17 protein-coding genes and 4 pseudogenes are annotated in these 18,372 nt (G+C 64.5%); 13 read left to right on the plus strand and 8 right to left on the minus strand.

Translation table 11 applies throughout. The features are described 5' to 3' along the window. Window positions 1-194: 194 nt before the first annotated feature. The 3 genes and pseudogenes from M5E06_RS13775 to M5E06_RS13785 form a co-directional block, all read right to left on the minus strand. Window positions 195-887 (minus strand): annotated as a pseudogene (locus M5E06_RS13775) (ISL3 family transposase); the annotation flags it as partial. A 92-nt stretch (window positions 888-979) separates the two neighbouring features. Then, window positions 980-1,210 (minus strand): DUF1330 domain-containing protein, encoded by a 231-nt coding sequence (locus M5E06_RS13780; protein ID WP_252138647.1) that lies wholly within the window; start codon window positions 1,208-1,210, stop codon window positions 980-982. A gap of 3 nt (window positions 1,211-1,213) precedes the next feature. Continuing rightward, entirely contained in the window at window positions 1,214-2,023 is an 810-nt protein-coding gene (locus M5E06_RS13785) for a crotonase/enoyl-CoA hydratase family protein (protein WP_252138648.1), read from the minus strand. 86 nt (window positions 2,024-2,109) lie between these two features. Between M5E06_RS13785 and M5E06_RS13790 the strand changes: the two genes are divergently transcribed. Then, window positions 2,110-2,709, plus strand: coding sequence for a TetR/AcrR family transcriptional regulator (locus M5E06_RS13790; protein ID WP_252138649.1), 600 nt, complete (start codon window positions 2,110-2,112; stop codon window positions 2,707-2,709). 283 nt (window positions 2,710-2,992) lie between these two features. Here M5E06_RS13790 and M5E06_RS13795 read toward each other — a convergent pair whose 3' ends face one another. Further along, on the minus strand, window positions 2,993-3,892 hold the full coding sequence (locus M5E06_RS13795; protein ID WP_252138650.1) for an alpha/beta hydrolase: 900 nt from the start codon (window positions 3,890-3,892) through the stop codon (window positions 2,993-2,995). Window positions 3,893-3,974: 82 nt separating this feature from the next. After that, entirely contained in the window at window positions 3,975-5,537 is a 1,563-nt protein-coding gene (locus M5E06_RS13800; protein ID WP_252138651.1) for an MFS transporter, read from the minus strand. A gap of 137 nt (window positions 5,538-5,674) precedes the next feature. Between M5E06_RS13800 and M5E06_RS13805 the strand changes: the two genes are divergently transcribed. Then, the gene (locus M5E06_RS13805; RefSeq protein ID WP_252138652.1) at window positions 5,675-6,568 is read left to right on the plus strand and encodes a LysR family transcriptional regulator; all 894 of its coding nucleotides are present in this window, start codon (window positions 5,675-5,677) and stop codon (window positions 6,566-6,568) included. A 157-nt stretch (window positions 6,569-6,725) separates the two neighbouring features. Here the strand turns inward: M5E06_RS13805 and M5E06_RS35845 are convergent, their stop codons facing one another. After that, on the minus strand, window positions 6,726-6,887 hold the full coding sequence (locus tag M5E06_RS35845) for a BBE domain-containing protein (protein WP_252138653.1): 162 nt from the start codon (window positions 6,885-6,887) through the stop codon (window positions 6,726-6,728). A gap of 289 nt (window positions 6,888-7,176) precedes the next feature. On the opposite strand from M5E06_RS35845, the pseudogene M5E06_RS13815 reads away from it, so the two are divergent. Beyond that, window positions 7,177-7,671 (plus strand): annotated as a pseudogene (locus M5E06_RS13815) (transposase family protein); the annotation flags it as partial. An 82-nt stretch (window positions 7,672-7,753) separates the two neighbouring features. Next, window positions 7,754-8,050 (plus strand): annotated as a pseudogene (locus M5E06_RS13820) (IS110 family transposase); the annotation flags it as partial. A 408-nt stretch (window positions 8,051-8,458) separates the two neighbouring features. On the opposite strand, the gene M5E06_RS13825 reads toward M5E06_RS13820, so the two are convergent. Further along, window positions 8,459-8,776 (minus strand): type II toxin-antitoxin system RelE/ParE family toxin, encoded by a 318-nt coding sequence (locus M5E06_RS13825; RefSeq protein WP_252138654.1) that lies wholly within the window; start codon window positions 8,774-8,776, stop codon window positions 8,459-8,461. A 5-nt stretch (window positions 8,777-8,781) separates the two neighbouring features. Further along, window positions 8,782-9,015, minus strand: coding sequence for a hypothetical protein (locus tag M5E06_RS13830; RefSeq protein WP_252138655.1), 234 nt, complete (start codon window positions 9,013-9,015; stop codon window positions 8,782-8,784). 304 nt (window positions 9,016-9,319) lie between these two features. Here M5E06_RS13830 and M5E06_RS13835 point away from each other — a divergent pair. The 9 genes and pseudogenes from M5E06_RS13835 to M5E06_RS13875 all read left to right on the plus strand — a co-directional run. Beyond that, window positions 9,320-10,124 (plus strand): annotated as a pseudogene (locus M5E06_RS13835) (IS6 family transposase); the annotation flags it as partial. 762 nt (window positions 10,125-10,886) lie between these two features. Beyond that, complete coding sequence (locus M5E06_RS13840; protein WP_252138656.1) at window positions 10,887-12,023, plus strand: ABC transporter substrate-binding protein; 1,137 nt, start codon at window positions 10,887-10,889, stop codon at window positions 12,021-12,023. A 52-nt stretch (window positions 12,024-12,075) separates the two neighbouring features. After that, the gene (locus M5E06_RS13845) at window positions 12,076-12,948 is read left to right on the plus strand and encodes a branched-chain amino acid ABC transporter permease (RefSeq protein WP_252138657.1); all 873 of its coding nucleotides are present in this window, start codon (window positions 12,076-12,078) and stop codon (window positions 12,946-12,948) included. Window position 12,949: 1 nt separating this feature from the next. Next, complete coding sequence (locus M5E06_RS13850) at window positions 12,950-13,909, plus strand: branched-chain amino acid ABC transporter permease (protein WP_252138658.1); 960 nt, start codon at window positions 12,950-12,952, stop codon at window positions 13,907-13,909. Further along, window positions 13,906-14,694, plus strand: coding sequence for an ABC transporter ATP-binding protein (locus tag M5E06_RS13855; RefSeq protein WP_252138659.1), 789 nt, complete (start codon window positions 13,906-13,908; stop codon window positions 14,692-14,694). The genes M5E06_RS13850 and M5E06_RS13855 overlap by 4 nt, the downstream gene beginning before the upstream one ends. Then, window positions 14,691-15,449: an ABC transporter ATP-binding protein gene (locus M5E06_RS13860; RefSeq protein WP_252138660.1), complete on the plus strand. Its 759-nt coding sequence runs from the start codon at window positions 14,691-14,693 to the stop codon at window positions 15,447-15,449. Before M5E06_RS13855 ends, M5E06_RS13860 begins: the two co-directional genes overlap by 4 nt. 101 nt (window positions 15,450-15,550) lie before the next feature. Then, window positions 15,551-16,771, plus strand: coding sequence for an FAD-dependent monooxygenase (locus tag M5E06_RS13865; protein WP_252138661.1), 1,221 nt, complete (start codon window positions 15,551-15,553; stop codon window positions 16,769-16,771). 13 nt (window positions 16,772-16,784) lie between these two features. Further along, window positions 16,785-17,540, plus strand: a complete 756-nt coding sequence (locus M5E06_RS13870; RefSeq protein WP_286208811.1) for a maleate cis-trans isomerase family protein — start codon at window positions 16,785-16,787, stop codon at window positions 17,538-17,540. Between the two features lie 11 nt (window positions 17,541-17,551). Continuing rightward, window positions 17,552-18,358 carry an alpha/beta fold hydrolase gene (locus M5E06_RS13875; protein WP_252138662.1) on the plus strand — a complete coding sequence of 269 codons (807 nt, stop codon included), beginning with the start codon at window positions 17,552-17,554 and terminating at the stop codon, window positions 18,356-18,358. The last annotated feature ends 14 nt before the right edge of the window (window positions 18,359-18,372 follow it).

Here is an 18,372-nt window from a genome sequence, read left to right on the forward strand (position 1 = left end):
TTCCATCCTCTGCTGGGCCGCCTCCGGATTGGTGCTCCCAGATTGTGGCCGTTGTTCCCAGAGCTTCAGACGTCGGATTACTCCTTCGCCTGTCCAGGTAGCAGCACTTGGGTGGACAAGGTTCCTTCATAGGACACTCCAACATCAAACCTTGCGGACTGTCGGGAAGGTGTGTTTCCCGACAACCCTCAGGTCACACGCCAGCGGTCGGCAACCTGGGTCGCTTGACCAGCGCCGTTGGTGGCGGCACGAGCGTATTCGGTGGAGCGATCCCGCGCCACTACGGCGATGCCGGGGTGGTCGCGCAACCAGCCCGCAACGGTGTTGGCGGATCGATCAGCCAGCAGGTCGAGGACACGACGACGTTCCAGGTCGACCAGGATGGTGCCATAGGTCCGCCCCTTGCGCAGCGCCCAGTCATCCACGCCGACGACGCGTGGCGGTTCAACGGCCGGCAAGGGCAATGCTCGGATGACACGTAGCAGGGTGTCCCTGCTGACGGGCATCCCAAGCCCGCGGGCGAGCCGCGCCCCCGCAGCGCCACCGAGAGCAATCCCGACCCGGCCCAGTGCCTTGGACAGCCGCCGGGTGCGTCGGGCGTGGGGCTCTACAGCGCCTATAAAGCGCTCGGCGAACGTGCGTTTGGGGCAGGTCGCTTGCCGGCAGTAGAACCGCCGGACCAGCAAGGCAACACGGATCTCATGCCCAAAGGCCGGGAGGTCGGCAGGAGATCGCCGGTATCGGCTGTGAACCACGCGGCTGACGGCACCACAGTGCGGGCAACGAGCACTACCTCGGCGACTTTCTGCGAGAATGACAAGGGAGCCGCGGCTGCCGCGCTCGATCTGAAGCACGCGGCAGCCTGGAAGGAAAGAGAACGTCTGCATGTTCCTTCCATGTGGGCAATACCCGCTCTGCTCGCTACCGCAACCCAGACCATCCACGCAAAGTGCGCAAGAACCACCGAACCAGGGCAAGATCAGAGCTCGAATCCCCCGCGCCACAGGATGCGCCCACCAAGCTCGGCTAGAACTGGCGCGCTCAGCCGGCTGTACGCTTGATAGGCCTCAAGGCCCGTGGCGTCGCGACCATCCTCGTAGGCGGCCAGCCTGCGCAGGCGGATGAGGTTGAGCATATGTACCGGGACCGGCCGATCAGCGGCCACGAACGCCTCGAAGACCTGCTTCGTGAAGCTGGTATAGCCTTCCATCGTTCAGCTCCTGACGGCGGAGGACCAGACGCCCGGATAGGCCGGCGCTCGCCGGGCGATCCAGGCGTCCAGCCCCTCGCGCAGGTCGGCGGTCGGTGCCATCCGGGCGAACTGCTCGGCCTCCACAGCCAACCCTTCGGCGATGGGCAGATTGATGCCCCGCGTGACCGCGGTGAGGATGGTGGCAACGGCGAGCGGCGAGTGGACGAGGATGCGCTCCAGCAGCATCCGCGCCGCCGGCAACAGTTCCTCATGAGGAACGACCGCGTTGACGAGGCCCAGTTCCAGCGCCCTTTCGGGTGAAAAGGTCTCGCCGGTGAGCAGCAACTGCATGGCGCGCTTACGCCCGGCGAGCCTGGGCAGACGCTGGGTGCCGCCAAAGGTGGGCGGCATCCCAAGGCGGATCTCGGGCTTGGCGAAGACGGCGCGCTCGCTCGCGATGGCGAGGGGAGCGGCTTCCGTCACCTCGCAGCCGCCGCCATAGGCGAGGCCGTTGACCGCCACCAGGATGGGTTTGCGGAACGCCTCGATGCGGGCGGTGAGCCGCTGGCCGCGCGCCACGAAGTCGCGAAGTACCGCTTCGGGACTCTCCGCCACGGAGCGTGAGAACTCGGGAATGTCGCCGCCGGCGGAGAAGGCGCACCCTGTTCCGGTGAGGATCACCCCACGTACATGGCTGTCGCCCTCGATGTCGTCGAGAACCGCGAGCAAGGCGTCGATGGTTTCGTAATTGAGGGCGTTGAGCTTTTCCGGGCGGTTCAGCGTCAGCATCGCAACCGCTCCGTCGATCTCCTTCAGGACACACTTGATCATGATCGTCTCCTCTTCGTCGGTGAGGAGGGCAGGATGGCCGCCGTGACGGCTTGAGTATACTCACTGTACGGTATACTTTGGCCGTCATGCCAAGACATGCAGACACGCGCGGACGGATCATCCAGGCAGCCTCCAAGCTCTTCTATGCGGAGGGGATCGGCCGCGTCAGTGTCGATGCCATCGCGGAGAAGGCGGGCATCACCAAGCGCACGCTCTACTATCATTTCGAGAGCAAGGATGACCTCGTCGCCGCCTATCTTGACGCGCGTGACCAGCCCAACCTGAAGCAGATGGCGAACTGGTTCGCCGGCGCCGAAGGCGGGGCGGCGGAGAAGGTTGCAGCCATCTTTACCAGCCTCGCGCGCAACGCACGCCACCCGAAATGGAAGGGCTGCGGCTTCCTGCGGACCACGGCGGAACTTGCCGCCATGCCGGGCCATCCCGCCGTGAAGATCGGTGCGCGTCACAAGAGCGCCTTCGCCTCATGGCTTGCGGACGAACTTGAGCTTGCGGGTTATAACAACCCGCAAGCCCTCGCACGCCAGATCCTGTTGCTGCTCGACGGCGCCTTCTCCGCATCGCTGGTGCACCGCGATGCCGGTTGGTTCGAAGAGGCCGGTCACGCCGCCCGTTCTTTGGTGGATGGCCATCCACGGAAACACGAGGACCAGCAGAGCCAAGCCTGATCGCGCCAAGGCTCTCCCTTTCGCGACACTCCGATCCTCCTGGATCAGAGTGCCCGCTTTCCCACCCTTTGACGGACACGGACCTCGCCCTTCCGCTGTTGCGCCCTGCCGCCAGGGTGTCCGCCATCCGGTCGCATACTGTTGGCGAATTGTTTGAAACGAGTTCGCAGTAACGTCCAGGGGCGTTTTTCCACCACGCCCCTGGACTCCAGAACAGCATGATGCCGAGTGCCTCTTCCACCCCCTTGATCCGGGTACTGATGCTCAATTGCGTGGCGCAAACCTACGCGTGGAGCGCCAATCGCAACGCTTCCGCCGCTGCGCAGAGCGCGGCATCGGCATCGTCGATCGCTCCCTGCTGCAGGAGGAAGCCGTGAATTTGCCCCTGGTAGCGACGAAACGCCGTGGGTACGCCCGACAGGATCAGCCGGCACGCGAAGGCCTCCGCCTCGTCGCGCAAAACATCGTATTCGGCGGTGATGATCGTAGCGGCGGGGAGGCCCTCCAAAGTCTCTTGCCTCGACGGAGAAATGCGCCAGTCGTTGTCCTCGGCGTGAGCCGGCAGATACTGACGCCAGAACCACCGCATCATCTCCGAAGTCAAGAAATACCCCTGCGCGAACTCGGAGTAAGAGGGCGTTTGAAAGTTGTGGTCGAGCACTGGGTAGAGAAGCAGCTGATGCTTCAAGGTCAAGCCGCAATTGCGTGCCATCTGGGCGATCACGGCGGCAAAGTTCCCGCCCGAGCTATCCCCGGCGACGGCAACGCGCTCCACGATACCGTCGAGCGCGTTGGCATTATCCAATGCCCACTGAAGCGTAGCCCAGCAATCCTCTAGCCCCGCAGGGAACGGCTCCTCGGGGGCCAGTCTATAATCAGGCGACACGATCAAGCTTTTTGCCCTGGCCGCGAGTGTTCGGCATATGCCGTCGGTCGTTTCCGGGGTTCCGATAACGAAACCTCCGCCGTGTATATAGAGCGTGATCGGGAACGGTCCGCCTCCTTCCGGATAGTAGAGCCTCACTCGAACAGCACCGTCGGGACGAGCCACGGTTCTTTGTTTTATCTTAACTGAATCTGTTGTTTGGAAGAGAGGTGCCGGAACATCGAACGCGGCACGAAATTCCTGGGCCGTCAGTATCGAGTAGTTTAATGCAGGGCCTTCGCTGAAGGCGTCGATCATAGCTTTCGCTTGCGGGTGAAGGGGCACTGGCAACTCCTGCCGATTGCAGAATCTAAAATTTCCTTGGTCGAAATCCGCGCCGTCAGACTTCGGATCTCCTCGCCGGCTCGCGGTCCGGGAAACTTTCCTCGTTGGTATCTTCGGTTTGCGCACTGCGCCGGCTGAGCAAAAGGAGGATGACAAGTGCCGAGACGACGGTGATGACGATGAGCACGATGCTCAAATGCTGGAAGGCAACTGCATAGCTCTCGTGGATGTCCGATTCCGTTAGGTTGGGCAGGATTGCCGATGCTCCTCGGATATCGCCCAGCGCGAGCCGTTGAGCGGCTTGCGATACATCCCATTCATGCTGCGGGATCACCGCAGCCATCCGACTTTTCGCAAGAGCCGCGAGGGCGGCGTTCACAATCGCCAGTGCGACGCCTTCTCCTGCCACGCGCGTAGTGCTGAAAATCCCGGTCGCCATGCCGGCGCGCTCTTTGGGAACGACGCTGACGGAAAGTCCGTCCATGAGCCCCCACGGCAAGCCGGTGCCGATGCCGATGACAAGCATCGGGAGGATCACGTCGATGCCGCTCGATGCGGGATCGACGCGGCCGAGCCAGAACAGCCCGCTTGCCGCCGCCAACAGGCCGACACCGGAAAGAACGCCCGCGGACAACCAGCGGACGAGGTACGATGCTGCGAGAGGCACGACCAGCAGCGGGGCGGACAGGGCGACGAGCAGCAGGCCGGCATCGATCTCGCCGAGTCGGGCCACCCCGATGAAGCGCAGCGGCAGCAGGACGAGAAGGACGACGTAGCAATAACAGGTGGCGACCGGGAGAACCTGCACGCCGACAAAGCGGGGATAGCGAAAGAGCGAAAGATCGAGCATCGGCCTCTCCGATCGGATTTCGACGAGGATGAATGCGACGAGCATCGCAGCCGCGCCCAGCAGCGACGCCACCACGATTAGGTGGTTCCAGCCGATCTCGGGCGCTTCGATTACGCCATAGGTGAAGAGGCCCAGCATAGACGTGAAGGCAAGCGCACCAGCATGGTCGAGGCCAATCGCGTCGGGATCCCGGCTTTCCCGCATCCTCCTGGCGGTCAGGAACAGAGAGAGCACGCCGATGATTGTTCCCGATAGGAATATTGACCGCCAACCGAAGGCCGAGATCAGGACGCCGGCCAGAAGAGGGCCGAAAGCCAGTCCGACGCCGAACGTCGTGCCGAGCAGGCTGAAGGCTCTTGTCCGCGCCGGACCCTCGAAATCCTGCGCGAGTGCAGCCGTTCCGCCCGCGAGCGCCGCCGCCGCTGCGAAGCCTTGTCCCGCACGGAGACTATCCAGAACGAGGATCGACGGGGCCAAGCTCAGCGCAAGCGAGAGAAGTGCGAAAGCGGCGATGCCTGTCATGAAGAGACGCTTACGGCCGAACTGGTCGGCCAAGGCTCCTGCGGCCATGAGCGAGCTGCCGAATGTGAGCATGAAGGCGTTGGTGATCCAATTCAGTGCAGTTGGGCCGCCGCCGAGATCACCGCCAATCGCCGGCGTCGCGACCGCTCCGCCGGAGAAACTTAGAGGTAGAACCAGCGCGGACAGGCAGACCGCTATCAGAACCGGCATCTTGCCAGTCGGAGTTTCAGCCGATGCTATGGCCATGTGCTGTTCTCCATCGCTGGGTGGGATTGCGACGCAGACACCAATCCAGCCGCCAAGCAGACCTATCGCGGAAAGAGATCGCGATAAACGGCTCGGAAGTCCGTTGACTACGGAGAGAAATTCTCTAATATGAGAAGATGGAAAGCTTGAACAGCATCGTCGCCTTCGTGGCGGCGGCAGAGCATCTGAGCTTTGTCGCTGCTGGCCGCAAGCTTGGAGTATCTGCCTCCGCTGTTGGCAAGAGCATCGCAAAGCTGGAAGAGAGCGTCGGTACCCGGCTGTTTCATCGCACGACAAGGCGTGTTTCGCTTACGGAAGAAGGCGCGGCATTCTATGAGCGGTGCCATCGCATTCTCGATGATCTTCGCGACGCCGAAACGATGTTGTCGAATAGAACACGCGCCCCGCGTGGCAGGCTGCGCGTCGGCGTGCCGACGATCGGCTACCATTTTCTCCTGCCGGTTATACCTGAGTTTCGTCGTCGCTATCCCGATATTGAACTGGACATCGACTTCAACGATCGCCTCGTCGACGTTGTCGAAGAGGGCCTGGATGCGGTGATCCGCAGCGGTCCACTGAATGATTCAAGACTGATGTCGCGCCGCCTCGGGCCGTTCCGCTTCATCCTTTGCGCATCCCCATCCTATCTGGAGCGGAAGGGCATCCCGCAACTTCCCCGCGACCTGGAAGAGCACGATTGCCTCCGGTTCCGTTTCCCGACCTCAGGCAAGCTCCAGGCATGGCAGCTTGGGAACGCGGACGGGGTCGATGCCTTCCGTCGTCCGTCGCCACTGACCTGCAACAACATGGAGGCTTTGCGGGGAGCGGCGATTGCCGGTTTGGGAATTGCCTACATGCCTGATTTCCTGGCGAGAGACGATTTGGACGCCGGCCTGCTGCGCAACGTTCTTGACGCCCATCTGGTCGATCAGGGGCAATTCAGCATTCTATGGCCGTCCAACCGTCTCGTGTCACCCCGATTACGCGTGTTCATCGACCACACGGTGGAAACTCTTTTCCGCTCCGACTGAAGATGGAATAGCTGCTCGAGCAGCTTTGGCCTTTCGGGCCTGTAAGGTCCATCCTTGCTGCCGTTCCGACTGCCACGACACCGATCGGCCCTGAAAGCTCCCACATTGCGGATGGGCGGCGCTCCCGCCCGCAATGCCGGGTTGCTCCGGGCAAGGATCACACCGGGCCGATCGCCTGCGCGGAGGTGAAGAGCATGATCGGATCGACCGTCTTATTCACCTGGGCCAAGCGCGCGAGGTTCTCGCCGCAATAGGCGCGCTGCCAGTTAGTCAGCGACCGAGCGGGGACGTTCTGGAAGGGGCCGGCCGCCTTGGTCACATTCCAGTCCGTCGTCGGCGAGAAGCAGACTCCAACTACCTCCGCAGTCGGGCAATCGGCTGTTTGACGGCCAGCCGCCAAACTGTCCGGAAACCCGCGTTGAGGATGGCTTTCCGGACAAACTGATTGTCGGACGGGTTTCCGGACTGTCAATCGACTTGAGATAGGAGGCTCTTCCAAGTTTTGTGTGACCAAACAGAAGTTGAGCGGATGGCGCTGAAAAGCCGGGAGTAGGTGCAATCTCCTTCGCGGGCCCGAGACCGCCATATGAAGAGAAATCTCCTTCATCATGGTCGCGCCCTTGAACATCTCTCTGTCATTGATCGGCTTTCTGCCTAACCTTCAGGTCCTGGATCACATCGATCAGAGCTGCCATCGGATCACCGTGCGTGCACAGCCAGTTCCTGCGTCAGTATCCTGCACTGGCTGCGGAACACCGTCACGCCGCGTTCACGGCGCCTACTGGCGCAGCCTTGGTGATGTGGCGTGCTTCGGACGCCCCACCGTGCTGCTGATCCGCGTCCGGCGCTTCCGCTGCTCCAATCCCACGTGTCCGCGCCGCACCTTTGCCGAACCCTTGCCCGGCGTCGCCCGCCCGCGGGCACGCCAAACCGACCGGCTGCGGGCCGTGCACCGGACCATTGGTCTGGCGCTCGGTGGCAACCCGGGGTCCCGTCATGCCAGGGCCATGGGCGTGCCGATCAGCCAGACAACGCTGGTGCACAGGGTGCGCGTCGGCACCGACATGGCGGCCGCCCCAGTGACGGTTTTGGGCGTGGACGACTGATGGGATGGACGGCCCCCGTTTCCGGCATCGAGGTGCCATATGAAGGGTGTTGAGGTCCTTCAGCAAGGAGACCGCCCAGATGCATGCTACGACCATCGGCCTCGATCTGGCAAAGTCGATCTTCCAGGTGCATGGCGTCGACCTGCACGGAAAGGTGATGGTGATCAAACGACTGCGCCGTGATGCTGTGCTCGGCTTCTTCGCCACCCTGCCACCCTGCGTGGTCGGTATGGAGGCATGCGCCACCGCACACCATTGGGCGCGGCAAATTGCCAAGTTCGGCCATACCGTCCGCCTGATGCCGCCGCAGTACGTGAAGCCCTACGTCAAGCGTCACAAGAACGATCAGGCCGATGCCGAGGCCATGTACCAGGCACGCGGCAGCAGCGGCGTGCCGCTGATTCTGGACGGCCAGACGGTGCTCGGCGGTGTGGCGATCATGCCGGACGGCATCGACCAGTACCGCCGACGCCTGGTGGCGGTATGCACGGACGACGGCGAAGCTTTCTTCAAGCGCGTGGGGGACCCGCTGCCCGGATTGCCGCGGCTGCGCCTGTTCGAAAGCGTGAGCGGCCTGGGCGACTCCCGCGTCATTCGGATGGAGGATGTGGAGGACAAGGATGTCGCCGTACCGCGCTTCGTCGGTGCGCGGGAGGTGATCGGCGTGCTCTACGGCTGACGCATGCCTGTGCATCGGGCTGGACGGCGCCGTCGGTCACGGCATGGTCGCTCGGATGGTCTTCGGTGAAGGCCGCCATGGCCCTATGGATCATGGCGGCCGACGTCAGTCCGGCGTCCGCAGTGCGCCTTCGGGCAGAGCCGCGCCGTGCAACAGGCGGAGGATCCGCAGGCTGTCGGGCGTCTGGCGGCGATAGTAGACGATATAGCGCTCGAAGCCGATCACGGGCCAAGCCCGCACGCCCCGCAGAGTGGGATTCCGCCACAACCGGGTCGATCCGATGTCGGGGCGCTCTGCGATCCGACGGATGGCCCGGTCGACGGCCACGAGGAAACGTTCGGCAGCGTCCTCGTTCCGCGGGCCGATGCGTGTGTAGTGGTCGATCCCGTCCCTCTTGGCGCGGGGACTCTGGATAACGCGCAAGGCGGTCAGGCGCCCCTAGCGGCCTTGAGAGAGGCGTGGCACTCGGCTCGCATCGCCTCCAGGTTCCATTCCTCGCCGTCGCCGTCGAGCCCCTCCAGAAGAGTACCCTCAAGCGCACTATCGGAGGCATCACGGATATCGGCGGCGACCAACTGCGCCACATAGTCGGCCACGTCCCGGTAACCGCCTTCGGCGGCGCGGCGTGCCGCCATCCGTTCGATTTCCTGTGGCAGATCCATACCCGTGCTCCTTGTTGTCCCAGACAGTAACAGGTCGGCAGCCAAGCGGGCAATGTCCAGGGGGAGCTATCACGACCGTGTCGACGACTGAAGCCGGCTGCCGCCGTGGCCGTCACCGGCTCTTGAGCAGGCGCTGCACCCGTTCGACGGCCCGGTTGGTGTCGGCGATGAGGGTGTCGAGCGCGGCGTAGTCCAATTCCAGGCGCTGAAGCCGGGCTGGCATGGCCGGGGGTGGCGGGGGGGGCTCTGTTGCAAATTCGGCCGGCACGCGCTGGAATGGCTGGAGGTTGGATGGAGCCAAGCCGTGTCGGACTTCAAGGGACGCCACTTTGAGGGTGAGATCGTGCTGTGGGCGGTGCGCTGATCCCTGCCGATACGGTATCAGCTATCGCGACTTCAAGCAGATGATGGCCGAGCGCGGCGTTGCGGTCGATCACTCGACCATTTACCGCTGGATGCAGAAGTACGCGCCGGAGATCGAGAAGCGGCTTCGCTGGCAGTGGCGCTGCCCACGGTCAACCAACTGGCGGGTCGATGAAACCTACGTGAAGGTCGGTGGCAAGTGGGCCTACCTGTACCGGGCCGTCGACAAGCATGGCAATACCATCGACTTCTCCCTCTCTCCCACGCGAAACACCGCCGCTGCCAAGCGTTTTCTGTCGAAGGCGCTCAATGGTCTGAAGGCGTGGGAGAAGCCGACGGTCATCAACACCGACAAGGCGCCAACTTACCGACCGGCCTTAGCGGAGCTGAAGGTCGAGGGCAAATGTCCTGAGGAGACCGAGCACCGGCAGGTCAAATATCTCTCGGCTCCGATCGGGGGCACCGACTGATTCATGCCGGATAACAACGTGGTGGAGGCCGACCATGGCAAGCGGAAGCAGTTGATCCGCCCGGTGCGGGGCTTCAAGACCCTGAAGATGGCCTACGCAACGATCAAGTGCTTTGAGGTGATACGGGCGCTCCGCAAAGGCCAAGCGTCCAGCTTCAACATCACTTGCGACATGCGGAGCGAGGCGCGCCTCATCGAACCCGCCTTCAACCTTGGCCCCTGTGTGCTCGCCGAGGCTGTCCAGTTCATCAGCCAGCAGCTCGAACTCCAGCACGCGAGGGTTGGGACGAGCGGCGGTTCAAAAGGTGGTGTACAGTGGCCAAGTCACCCGCAGCGTCCAGTAGGTGACTTGGCCGAGGGTTAGAGGGGACAGCCGCCGATTGCCGGCGGCCGGGCTCAGATGGCTTTGCCCGCCCCGGCGTTAATCCGCTTACGGCTGCGTTGCCAGCCTCATACGCTGCAGAGTGATGGTCGAGGCGGTCTGCGCCAAAGCGTTGTCGACAAAGTCATAGAGCAAGACGTCAAGCTGGTCGTTACCCAGCGATTTGCCGACATTGGCAAATAGCCATGAATGGGTGACGCGGTCGATTGCTCAAGCTGCCGGGAAAGCGATCCTGTGCTCATACCTTGTGCAGCGAGAAGATCTGGCGCCTATTGTCGAACGGTCATTCAGTCTGTGGACTTCCTTCACCACGCATTGTCCACTGTTCTGGCCCACGTCTTGCAGCGTGGGAAGGCGCTGCTCCTGACCGGTTCATAACCAATGTGTTTGATGTGGAATTAGCTGTCGCGGGCTCAAGCCGCGGATCAGCTAAGATTCAGGATTGACAGGGAGCTGCAGCCCTCGTTAACGTTGAGCCAAGAATTAATTGGGCGAATAATAAAATCGTCTAACTGACTGACTTTAGACGCAGAAGCACCCGAAATGGGGAGCAACCTCTTCGCACGTCTCCCGTAAGGTCGGTACCCGCGCAGGCGCGGGATCTTAGGCAATTCCAAAAAATCAATGCGGAATTCCGCAAGGGACAGGAGGGTTAAGATGTACCGCTACGCTCTGGGATGCACTCTCGCTGCGGGCATTGCCGTGGCTGGTCCGGCCAATGCGCAGAACAGCGTGAAGATCGGCCTCGTCGAGCCGCTTACGGGATCCGTCGCCTACAACGGCAAGTCGGTCGTGGAGGGCGCCAAGTTGGCGGTCGAGCAGATCAACGCCAAGGGCGGCCTGCTCGGCAAGCCGGTCGAACTGGTGATCGAGGACGGGCAATGCGCGCCCGCCAACTCAGTCAACGCGGTCGAGAAGCTGGTGCAGAAAGACAAGGTTGCCGTGCTGGTCGGCGCCTTCTGCAGCTCCGCCACCGCGGCGATCATGCCGGTGGCGGCGAAATACAAGATCCCGCTGGTCACCGGCGTGTCGTCGAGCGCCGCCCTGACCGAACAGAACAACCCCTGGTTCTTCCGGGCGGCCGAAACCGATGCGCTGATGGCCAAGGCCTTCGCCAAGATCCTCGCCAACGATCTGAAGCTGAAGTCGGTCGCCTATGTCGGCGTCAACGACGACTGGGGCCGCGGCGGGGTGGAGGAATTCTCCCGCGATCTGTCGGCACTGGGGGTGAAGACGGCCCTGACCGAGTATTTCGACCATGGCACCACCGATTTCTTCACGCTGCTGACCAAGCTGCGTGCCGCCAAGCCCGACGGTATCTTCGTCGCGGCCGAGACGCAGGACGGCTCGATCCTGGTCAAGCAGCTTCAGGAAATGGGCGTGCAGAGCAAGGTGTTCGGCGTCGGGTCCTGGGCGACGGCCGACTTCATCAACCTGACTGGCGACGCGGCCGAGGGCATCTATGCCGCCGTTCCCTACGTCTCCAGCGTCGACACCCCGCGCAACCAGGACTTCGTCAAGGCCTATGAGGCTAAATACAAGGTGAAGCCCGGCAAGTATGGCGCGGCCGGCTACAACGCGCTGTACATCACGGCTCAAGCCATCGCGCAGGCCGGCAGCACCGATCCCGAGGGCATCCGCACGGCGCTGGGCAAGACCGATTACAAGGCGCCGAACGGCGAGTACCGCTTCACCGCCAAGGGCCAGGCCTACGGCTTCGACGCCGTTCTGGTGCGCATCGAAGCCGGGACGCCGAAGGTCGTCGCATCCTCCCCCGTCGAAGCGCCGCAGTGAGGCGGCACGCCACACGGCCCATGCCCCACGCCACAGCGAGGCTGAGACTGCAATGGATCTGTTCCTGCAATTCCTGACCAACGGGCTGGTGGTCGGCGTCTTCTATGCGCTGTCGGCGCTGGGGCTGACGCTGATCTTCGGCCTGATGCGGGTGGTCAACTTCGCCCATGGCGAATTCTACATGCTGGGCGGCGTGGTGGGATGGTTCGTCACCACCTACCTCGGGCTCGATTTCTTCTCAGGACTGGTGCTGGTGGCGCTGGCAATGGGCAGCTTCGGCTGGCTGGTGGACCGCTTCCTGATCGAGCGCGTCCGCGGCCAGGGCGAGGAGCCGGGTATCCTGCTGACCATCGGGCTGTCGATCTTCCTGGTCAACATCACCCTGCTCGCCATCGGCCCGGCGCCGCTGAAGGTCGCCCGCGCCATCACCGAAGGGCCGATCTTTCTCGGCCCCGTCACCATCACCAAGATGCGGCTGCTCGCGATGGTCATCGGCGTCGCGCTGATCTTCGGCGCGCACGCCATCATCCACCGCACCCGGCTGGGCAGCGCCATGCGCGCCACCTTTCAGGACCCGATGGCAGCCAGCCTCGCCGGCATCCGCACCAGGCAGGTCTATGCCGCGACCTTCGCGCTGGGCTGCACCCTGTCGGCGCTGTCCGGCATGCTGCTGGCCAGCATCTATTCGGCGCAGGCGTCGGTCGGCGGGCTGGTCAGCCTGAAGAGCTTCGTCGTGGTGATCCTGGGCGGCATGGGCAGCTTCCCCGGCGCCATCGCCGGCGGCCTGCTGCTGGGCGTGGCAGAGGCGCTGTGGGGCGGCTATGTCGCCACCGGCATGGTCGACATCATCGGCTTCCTGCTGGTTATCCTGATCCTGGTGCTGCGGCCGCAGGGTCTCTTCTCGATCCGGGCGGAGAGGGCCTAACATGACGCTCGAACGCAACATCCTCCTCGGCCTCGGGGTCCTGGCGGCGCTGCTGCCCTTCGCGATCACCGACCAGTACATCCTGCACCTCGCCATCATGGCGATCTTCTACGCCATCCTCGCCAACAGCCTGAATCTGGTGGTGGGCTATGTCGGCGAATTCTCGCTCGGCCATACGGCCTTCCTCGGCACCGGCGCCTACACCGCGGCGCTGCTGTCGGTGAATGCCGGCTGGCCGATGTGGGCGGCGATACCGGCGGCTGGCGTGGTGGCCGCGCTGTTCGGGCTTGCCATAGGCGCCATCACGTTGCGCCTGCAGGGGCCTTACTTCGTCATCGTCACCCTGTCCTTCGCCGAGGTGCTGCGCATCGTCGCCAACAACTGGATCGCCGTGACCAACGGTCCGATGGGGCTGGCCGGCGTCGGTCAGGGCGGCATCGCCGACAAGAGCACCTTCCTCGCCATCGTGCTGGGGCTGGCGGCGCTGACCTTCTACCTGTCCTACCGCTTCGTCTATTCCAATGCTGGCCGCGCCGCGGTGGCGGTGCGCGAGAACCGCTACGTCGCGCAGTCCATCGGCGTGAACCCCTTCGGCACCGCCATGCAGGCCTTCGTCCTGGGCGCCTTCCTGGCCGGATTGGCTGGCGGCTTCTATGCCTTCTACATCTCCTTCGTCGGGCCGGAGGTGTTCCGCTTCGCCTTCATGGCGACGATCATCATCATGGTGCTGATGGGCGGCAAGGGCACGCTGCTGGGCCCGGTGGTGGGCGCTGTCATCGTCACCCTGCTGGAGGAATATCTGCGCGAGCTGCAGGAACTGCGCCTGTCGCTGTTCGGGCTGATCGTGATGGCGATCGTGCTGTTCCTGCCCAACGGCCTGATGGGCTTCATCGGCCGCCGCCGCGAGCAGCGCGGCGATACCCCGTCCCTTTCCCCCGCCATTGAGGAGCGCACCGTATGACCGCCCTCCGCATGACCGAACCGCTTCTGCGGGCCGAAAACCTGACGATGCGCTTCGGCGGCATCACCGCGGTGAAGCAGGTGGGGTTCGCGGTCGCTCCCGGCGAGATCGTCGGACTGATCGGCCCCAACGGCGCCGGCAAGACCACCTGCTTCAACATGCTGACCGGCTTCTACACGCCGACCGAAGGCCGGGTCTTCTTCAAGGGCACCGACATCACCAGCCACAAGCCGCACGCCATCGCGCGGCTCGGCCTGATCCGCAGCTTCCAGAAGACCAATGTGATGAAGCGGCTGACGGTGTTCGAGAATGTACTGACCGGCCATTACATGGAAGGCCGCCAGTCGCTGCTCGCTACCTACTTCCCCGGCGAGAAGGTCCGCCGCGCCGAACGCGAGGCGCGGGAGAGCGCGGCCGCCATCGTCGAGACCATGGGCCTGTCGCGCCGCATGAACGCCCCGGCGCATCTGCTGTCCTGCGGCGAGCTTCGCCTGCTGGAGGTCGCCGTGGCGCTGGCCGCCAAGCCGACCCTGCTGATGCTGGACGAGCCGGCTGCCGGGCTGAACAGCCACGAGGCCATGCAGTTCGGCGAGACGCTGAAGACGCTGGTCGGCAAGGCGGTGCAGTCGCTGCTGATCGTCGAACACAACATGGAGCTGGTGATGGGGGTGTGCGACCGCATCGTCGTGCTGAACTTCGGCCAGATGCTGGCGGAAGGCGAACCGCGCGCAATCCTGGACAACCCGAAGGTCGCCGAGGCTTATCTCGGCAAGGCGGCGGCATGAGCACGATTACGATGAACGCCCCGGACGCAGCCGCGGGCGCGGCGGAACCGGTGCTGCGGGTGCGGGACCTGCATGTCTCCTACGGCAGCACCGCGGCTCTGCACGGCATCTCGCTCGACGTCCATGCCGGGGAGACGGTGGCGCTGATCGGTGCCAACGGTGCCGGCAAGAGCACGACGCTGCGCGCCATCTCCGGCCTGCTGAAGACGCGGTCGGGGAGCATCGCCTGGAACGGCAAATCGATCGCCAACCGCCCGCCGGAGGAGATCGTCGCCGCCGGCATCGCCCATTGCCCTGAGGAACGCCATGTCTGGCCCGGCATGACGGTGGAGGAGAACATCGCGCTGGGCGCCTATCTCTGCCGCTCGAAGGACGAGGTGCGCACCCGCGTGGGCATGGCTTTCCATCGCTTCCCGCGCCTGCGCGAACGGGCGCGGCAGATGGCGGGCACGCTCAGCGGCGGCGAACAGCAGATGCTGGCCATCGCCCGCGCGCTGATGTCGGAGCCTCGCCTGCTGATGCTGGACGAGCCCAGCCTGGGTCTCAGCCCACGCATGGCCGAGGAGGTGTTCGACGTGGTGCGCGCCATCAACGCCCATGGCGTCACGGTTCTGCTGGTTGAACAGAACATCCACAACGCACTGGCCGTCGCCAGACGCGCCTATGTGGTGAAGACCGGCCGCATCGCCGCCGCCCGCCCGGCAGCGGAACTGCGCGGCGACCCGGAGCTGCTGAAGGCCTATCTCGGCGGCTGAGCGGCGAGCGCGGCCCGTCAGCAAACCGCTGGCGTCAAGTGCGAATATTAATTAAACAGCCGACCGATTAATTATCGGTGTCTCCCTGAAGGAGGGATAGAGTGAGAAGCAAACCGCGTATCGGAATCGTCGGTGGCGGCATCGGCGGCGTGGCATTGGCCGGCTGCCTGCTGCAACGGGGCTTCGAAGTGCGTCTGTTCGAGCGCGCCGGCGGCTTTGGCGAGATCGGCGCCGGCATCCAAATGACGCCGAACGCCGTCAAGGTCATCAAGACCCTGGGCCTGCTGGACAAGATGCTGGAGGCGGGCTTCCTGCCGCAGGCGCTGGTCGGGCGCAACTGGCGCACGGCGCGGGAGAATTTCCGCACGCCGCTGACCAACTGCCCGACGCTGTACGACGCACCCTTCATCCATATCCACCGCGCTGACCTGCATTCCATCCTGGCTTCGGTGGTGCCGGAGTCGATTGCGACCTTCGGCATCGGCTGCACCGGCGTCCGGCAGGAGCCGAACGGCGCCGTCGCCATCTTCGACGACGGCAGCGAGTTCGAGGCCGACTTGATCGTCGGCGCCGACGGTGTGCGCTCCGCCGTGCGCACCGCCCTGTTCGGGCAGGAGGCGCCGCGCTTCACCGGCCACATGTGCTATCGCGCCGTGGTGCCGGTCGGCAGCCCGGTGGATTTCGTGGCGCCGGAGGCATCCTTCTGGTTCGGCCCGAAAAGCCACGTCGTCACCTACTATGTCCGCGGCGGCAAGGCGGTGAACATCGTCGCGGTCGCTGAAACCAGCGAGTGGGTTGAGGAAAGCTGGAACGCGCCGAGCAACCGGGACGAGCTGCTGAACGCCTTCCAGGGCTGGCACCACAATGTGGAAACGCTCTTCCAGCGGGTGGACACCGTCTACAAATGGGGCCTGTTCGACCGCGATCCGATGACGGGCTGGTCGAAGGGCCGGGTGACGCTGATGGGCGACGCCGCCCACCCGATGCTGCCCTTCCTGTCGCAGGGCGCCGCCATGGCGATCGAGGACGCCTATGTGCTGGCCGCCTCGCTGGAGAGCCATGGCCGCGACGTGCCCGCCGCCCTGCGCGACTATGAGCGCGAGCGGCTGCCCCGCACCAGCCGGGTCCAGCTGGAGGCGCGGGAACGCGGGCGGACCTATCACCTGCCCTCGCCCATCGCCCAGGCGAAGCGTGACTTCGTCTATTGGCTGCGCGGCCTGATCAACCCGCAGGCCACCGGCATCCAGGCCAACTGGGTCTACGAATACGACGCCCGCAAGTTCCGCCCCGGCGTCGCCGCCGCCTCCGAACTCGCCGCCTGAGGGACACCCCGCAATGACCACCCGCACCTACCGCATCGGCCAGATCGTCCCCAGCTCCAACACCACGATGGAGACGGAGATCCCGGCGATGCTGACCGCCCACGCGCTCGCGCACGGCACCCGCTTCACCTTCCATTCCAGCCGCATGCGCATGAAGACGGTCGCGAAGGAGGAGCTGGCGGCGATGGACGGCGAGTCCGACCGTTGCGCGCTGGAACTCACCGACGCCCGCGTCGACGTGCTGGGCTATGCCTGCCTCGTCGCGATCATGAGCATTGGCCGCGGTTATCACCGCGTCTCGCAGGAGCGGCTGCAGGGACGCACGGTGGAGAACGCCGCACCGGCCCCGGTCATCACCAGCGCCGGTGCCCTGGTCGACGCGCTCCCCGTCCTCGGCGCCAAGCGCATCGCCCTGGTCGCCCCCTACATGAAGCCGCTGACCAAGCTGGTCATCGACTACATCGAGCATGAAGGTGTGGAGGTCGCCGACTGGCGGGCGCTGGAGATCCCCGACAACATCGCCGTCGGCCGCCACGACCCCGAACGCCTGCCGGAGATCGTCGCCGGCATAGACACCTGCAACGTCGACGCCATCGTCCTGTCGGCCTGCGTCCAGATGCCGTCGCTGCCGGTGATCGCGAAGGTGGAGGCGATGACCGGCAAGCCGGTGGTGACCGCCGCCGTCGCCACCACCTACGCTATGCTGAAGGCGCTGGACCTGAAGACGGCGGTGCCCGGCGCCGGCGCGCTGCTCTCCGGCGCCTATTGAGGGGAAACGGCATGAGCAGCACCTTTCAATACGGCGCCAACATCCGAGCCAACGGCATCCGCCAGCATTACCTGCGCTATGGCGGCAGCGGCCGTCCGGTCGTGATCGTTCCAGGCATCACCAGCCCGGCGCCGACCTGGGGCTTCGTCGCCGAACGCTTCGGCCGCAACTTCGACACCTATGTGCTGGACGTGCGGGGCCGCGGCCTGTCGGAATGCTCGGACAGCCTGGACTATGGGCTGGACGCCATGGCTGCCGACGTAGCGGTCTTCGCGACGGAGCTTGGGCTCAGGGACTATGCGCTGGTCGGGCACTCCATGGGTGCGCGCATCGGGCTGCGCGCGGTCAGCCGCCATGGGGCGGAGCCTGGTTGCCTCGTCATGGTCGATCCGCCGGTGTCGGGACCGGGCCGCCGCCCTTACCCAGCGCAGCTTCCCTGGTATGTGGATTCCATCCGCCTGATGGCGCAGGGCGCCGATCTGGAGGCGATGCGTCCCTTCTGCCCGACCTGGACCGACGAACAGCTGCGCCTGCGCGCGGAATGGCTGCACACCTGCGACGAGCGGGCCATCGTCGTCGCCTATGAGGGCTTCCAGACCGACGACATCCACGCCGATCTGCCGCGCGTGCGCTGCCCGGCCCTGCTGATCGCCGCCGGCCGCGGCGACGTGATCCTGCCGGATGAGGAAACAGAGATCCGCAACCTCCACCCGGCCATCGGTGTCGTCCGCGTGGAGAATGCCGGCCACATGATCCCCTGGGACAACGAGGAAGGCTTCTACCGCGCGTTCGGCGATTTCCTCGGCAATCCAGTCTGACCCTTACACATAAA

The organism is Azospirillum sp. A1-3 (assembly GCF_023806445.1).
GTDB lineage: Bacteria > Pseudomonadota > Alphaproteobacteria > Azospirillales > Azospirillaceae > Azospirillum.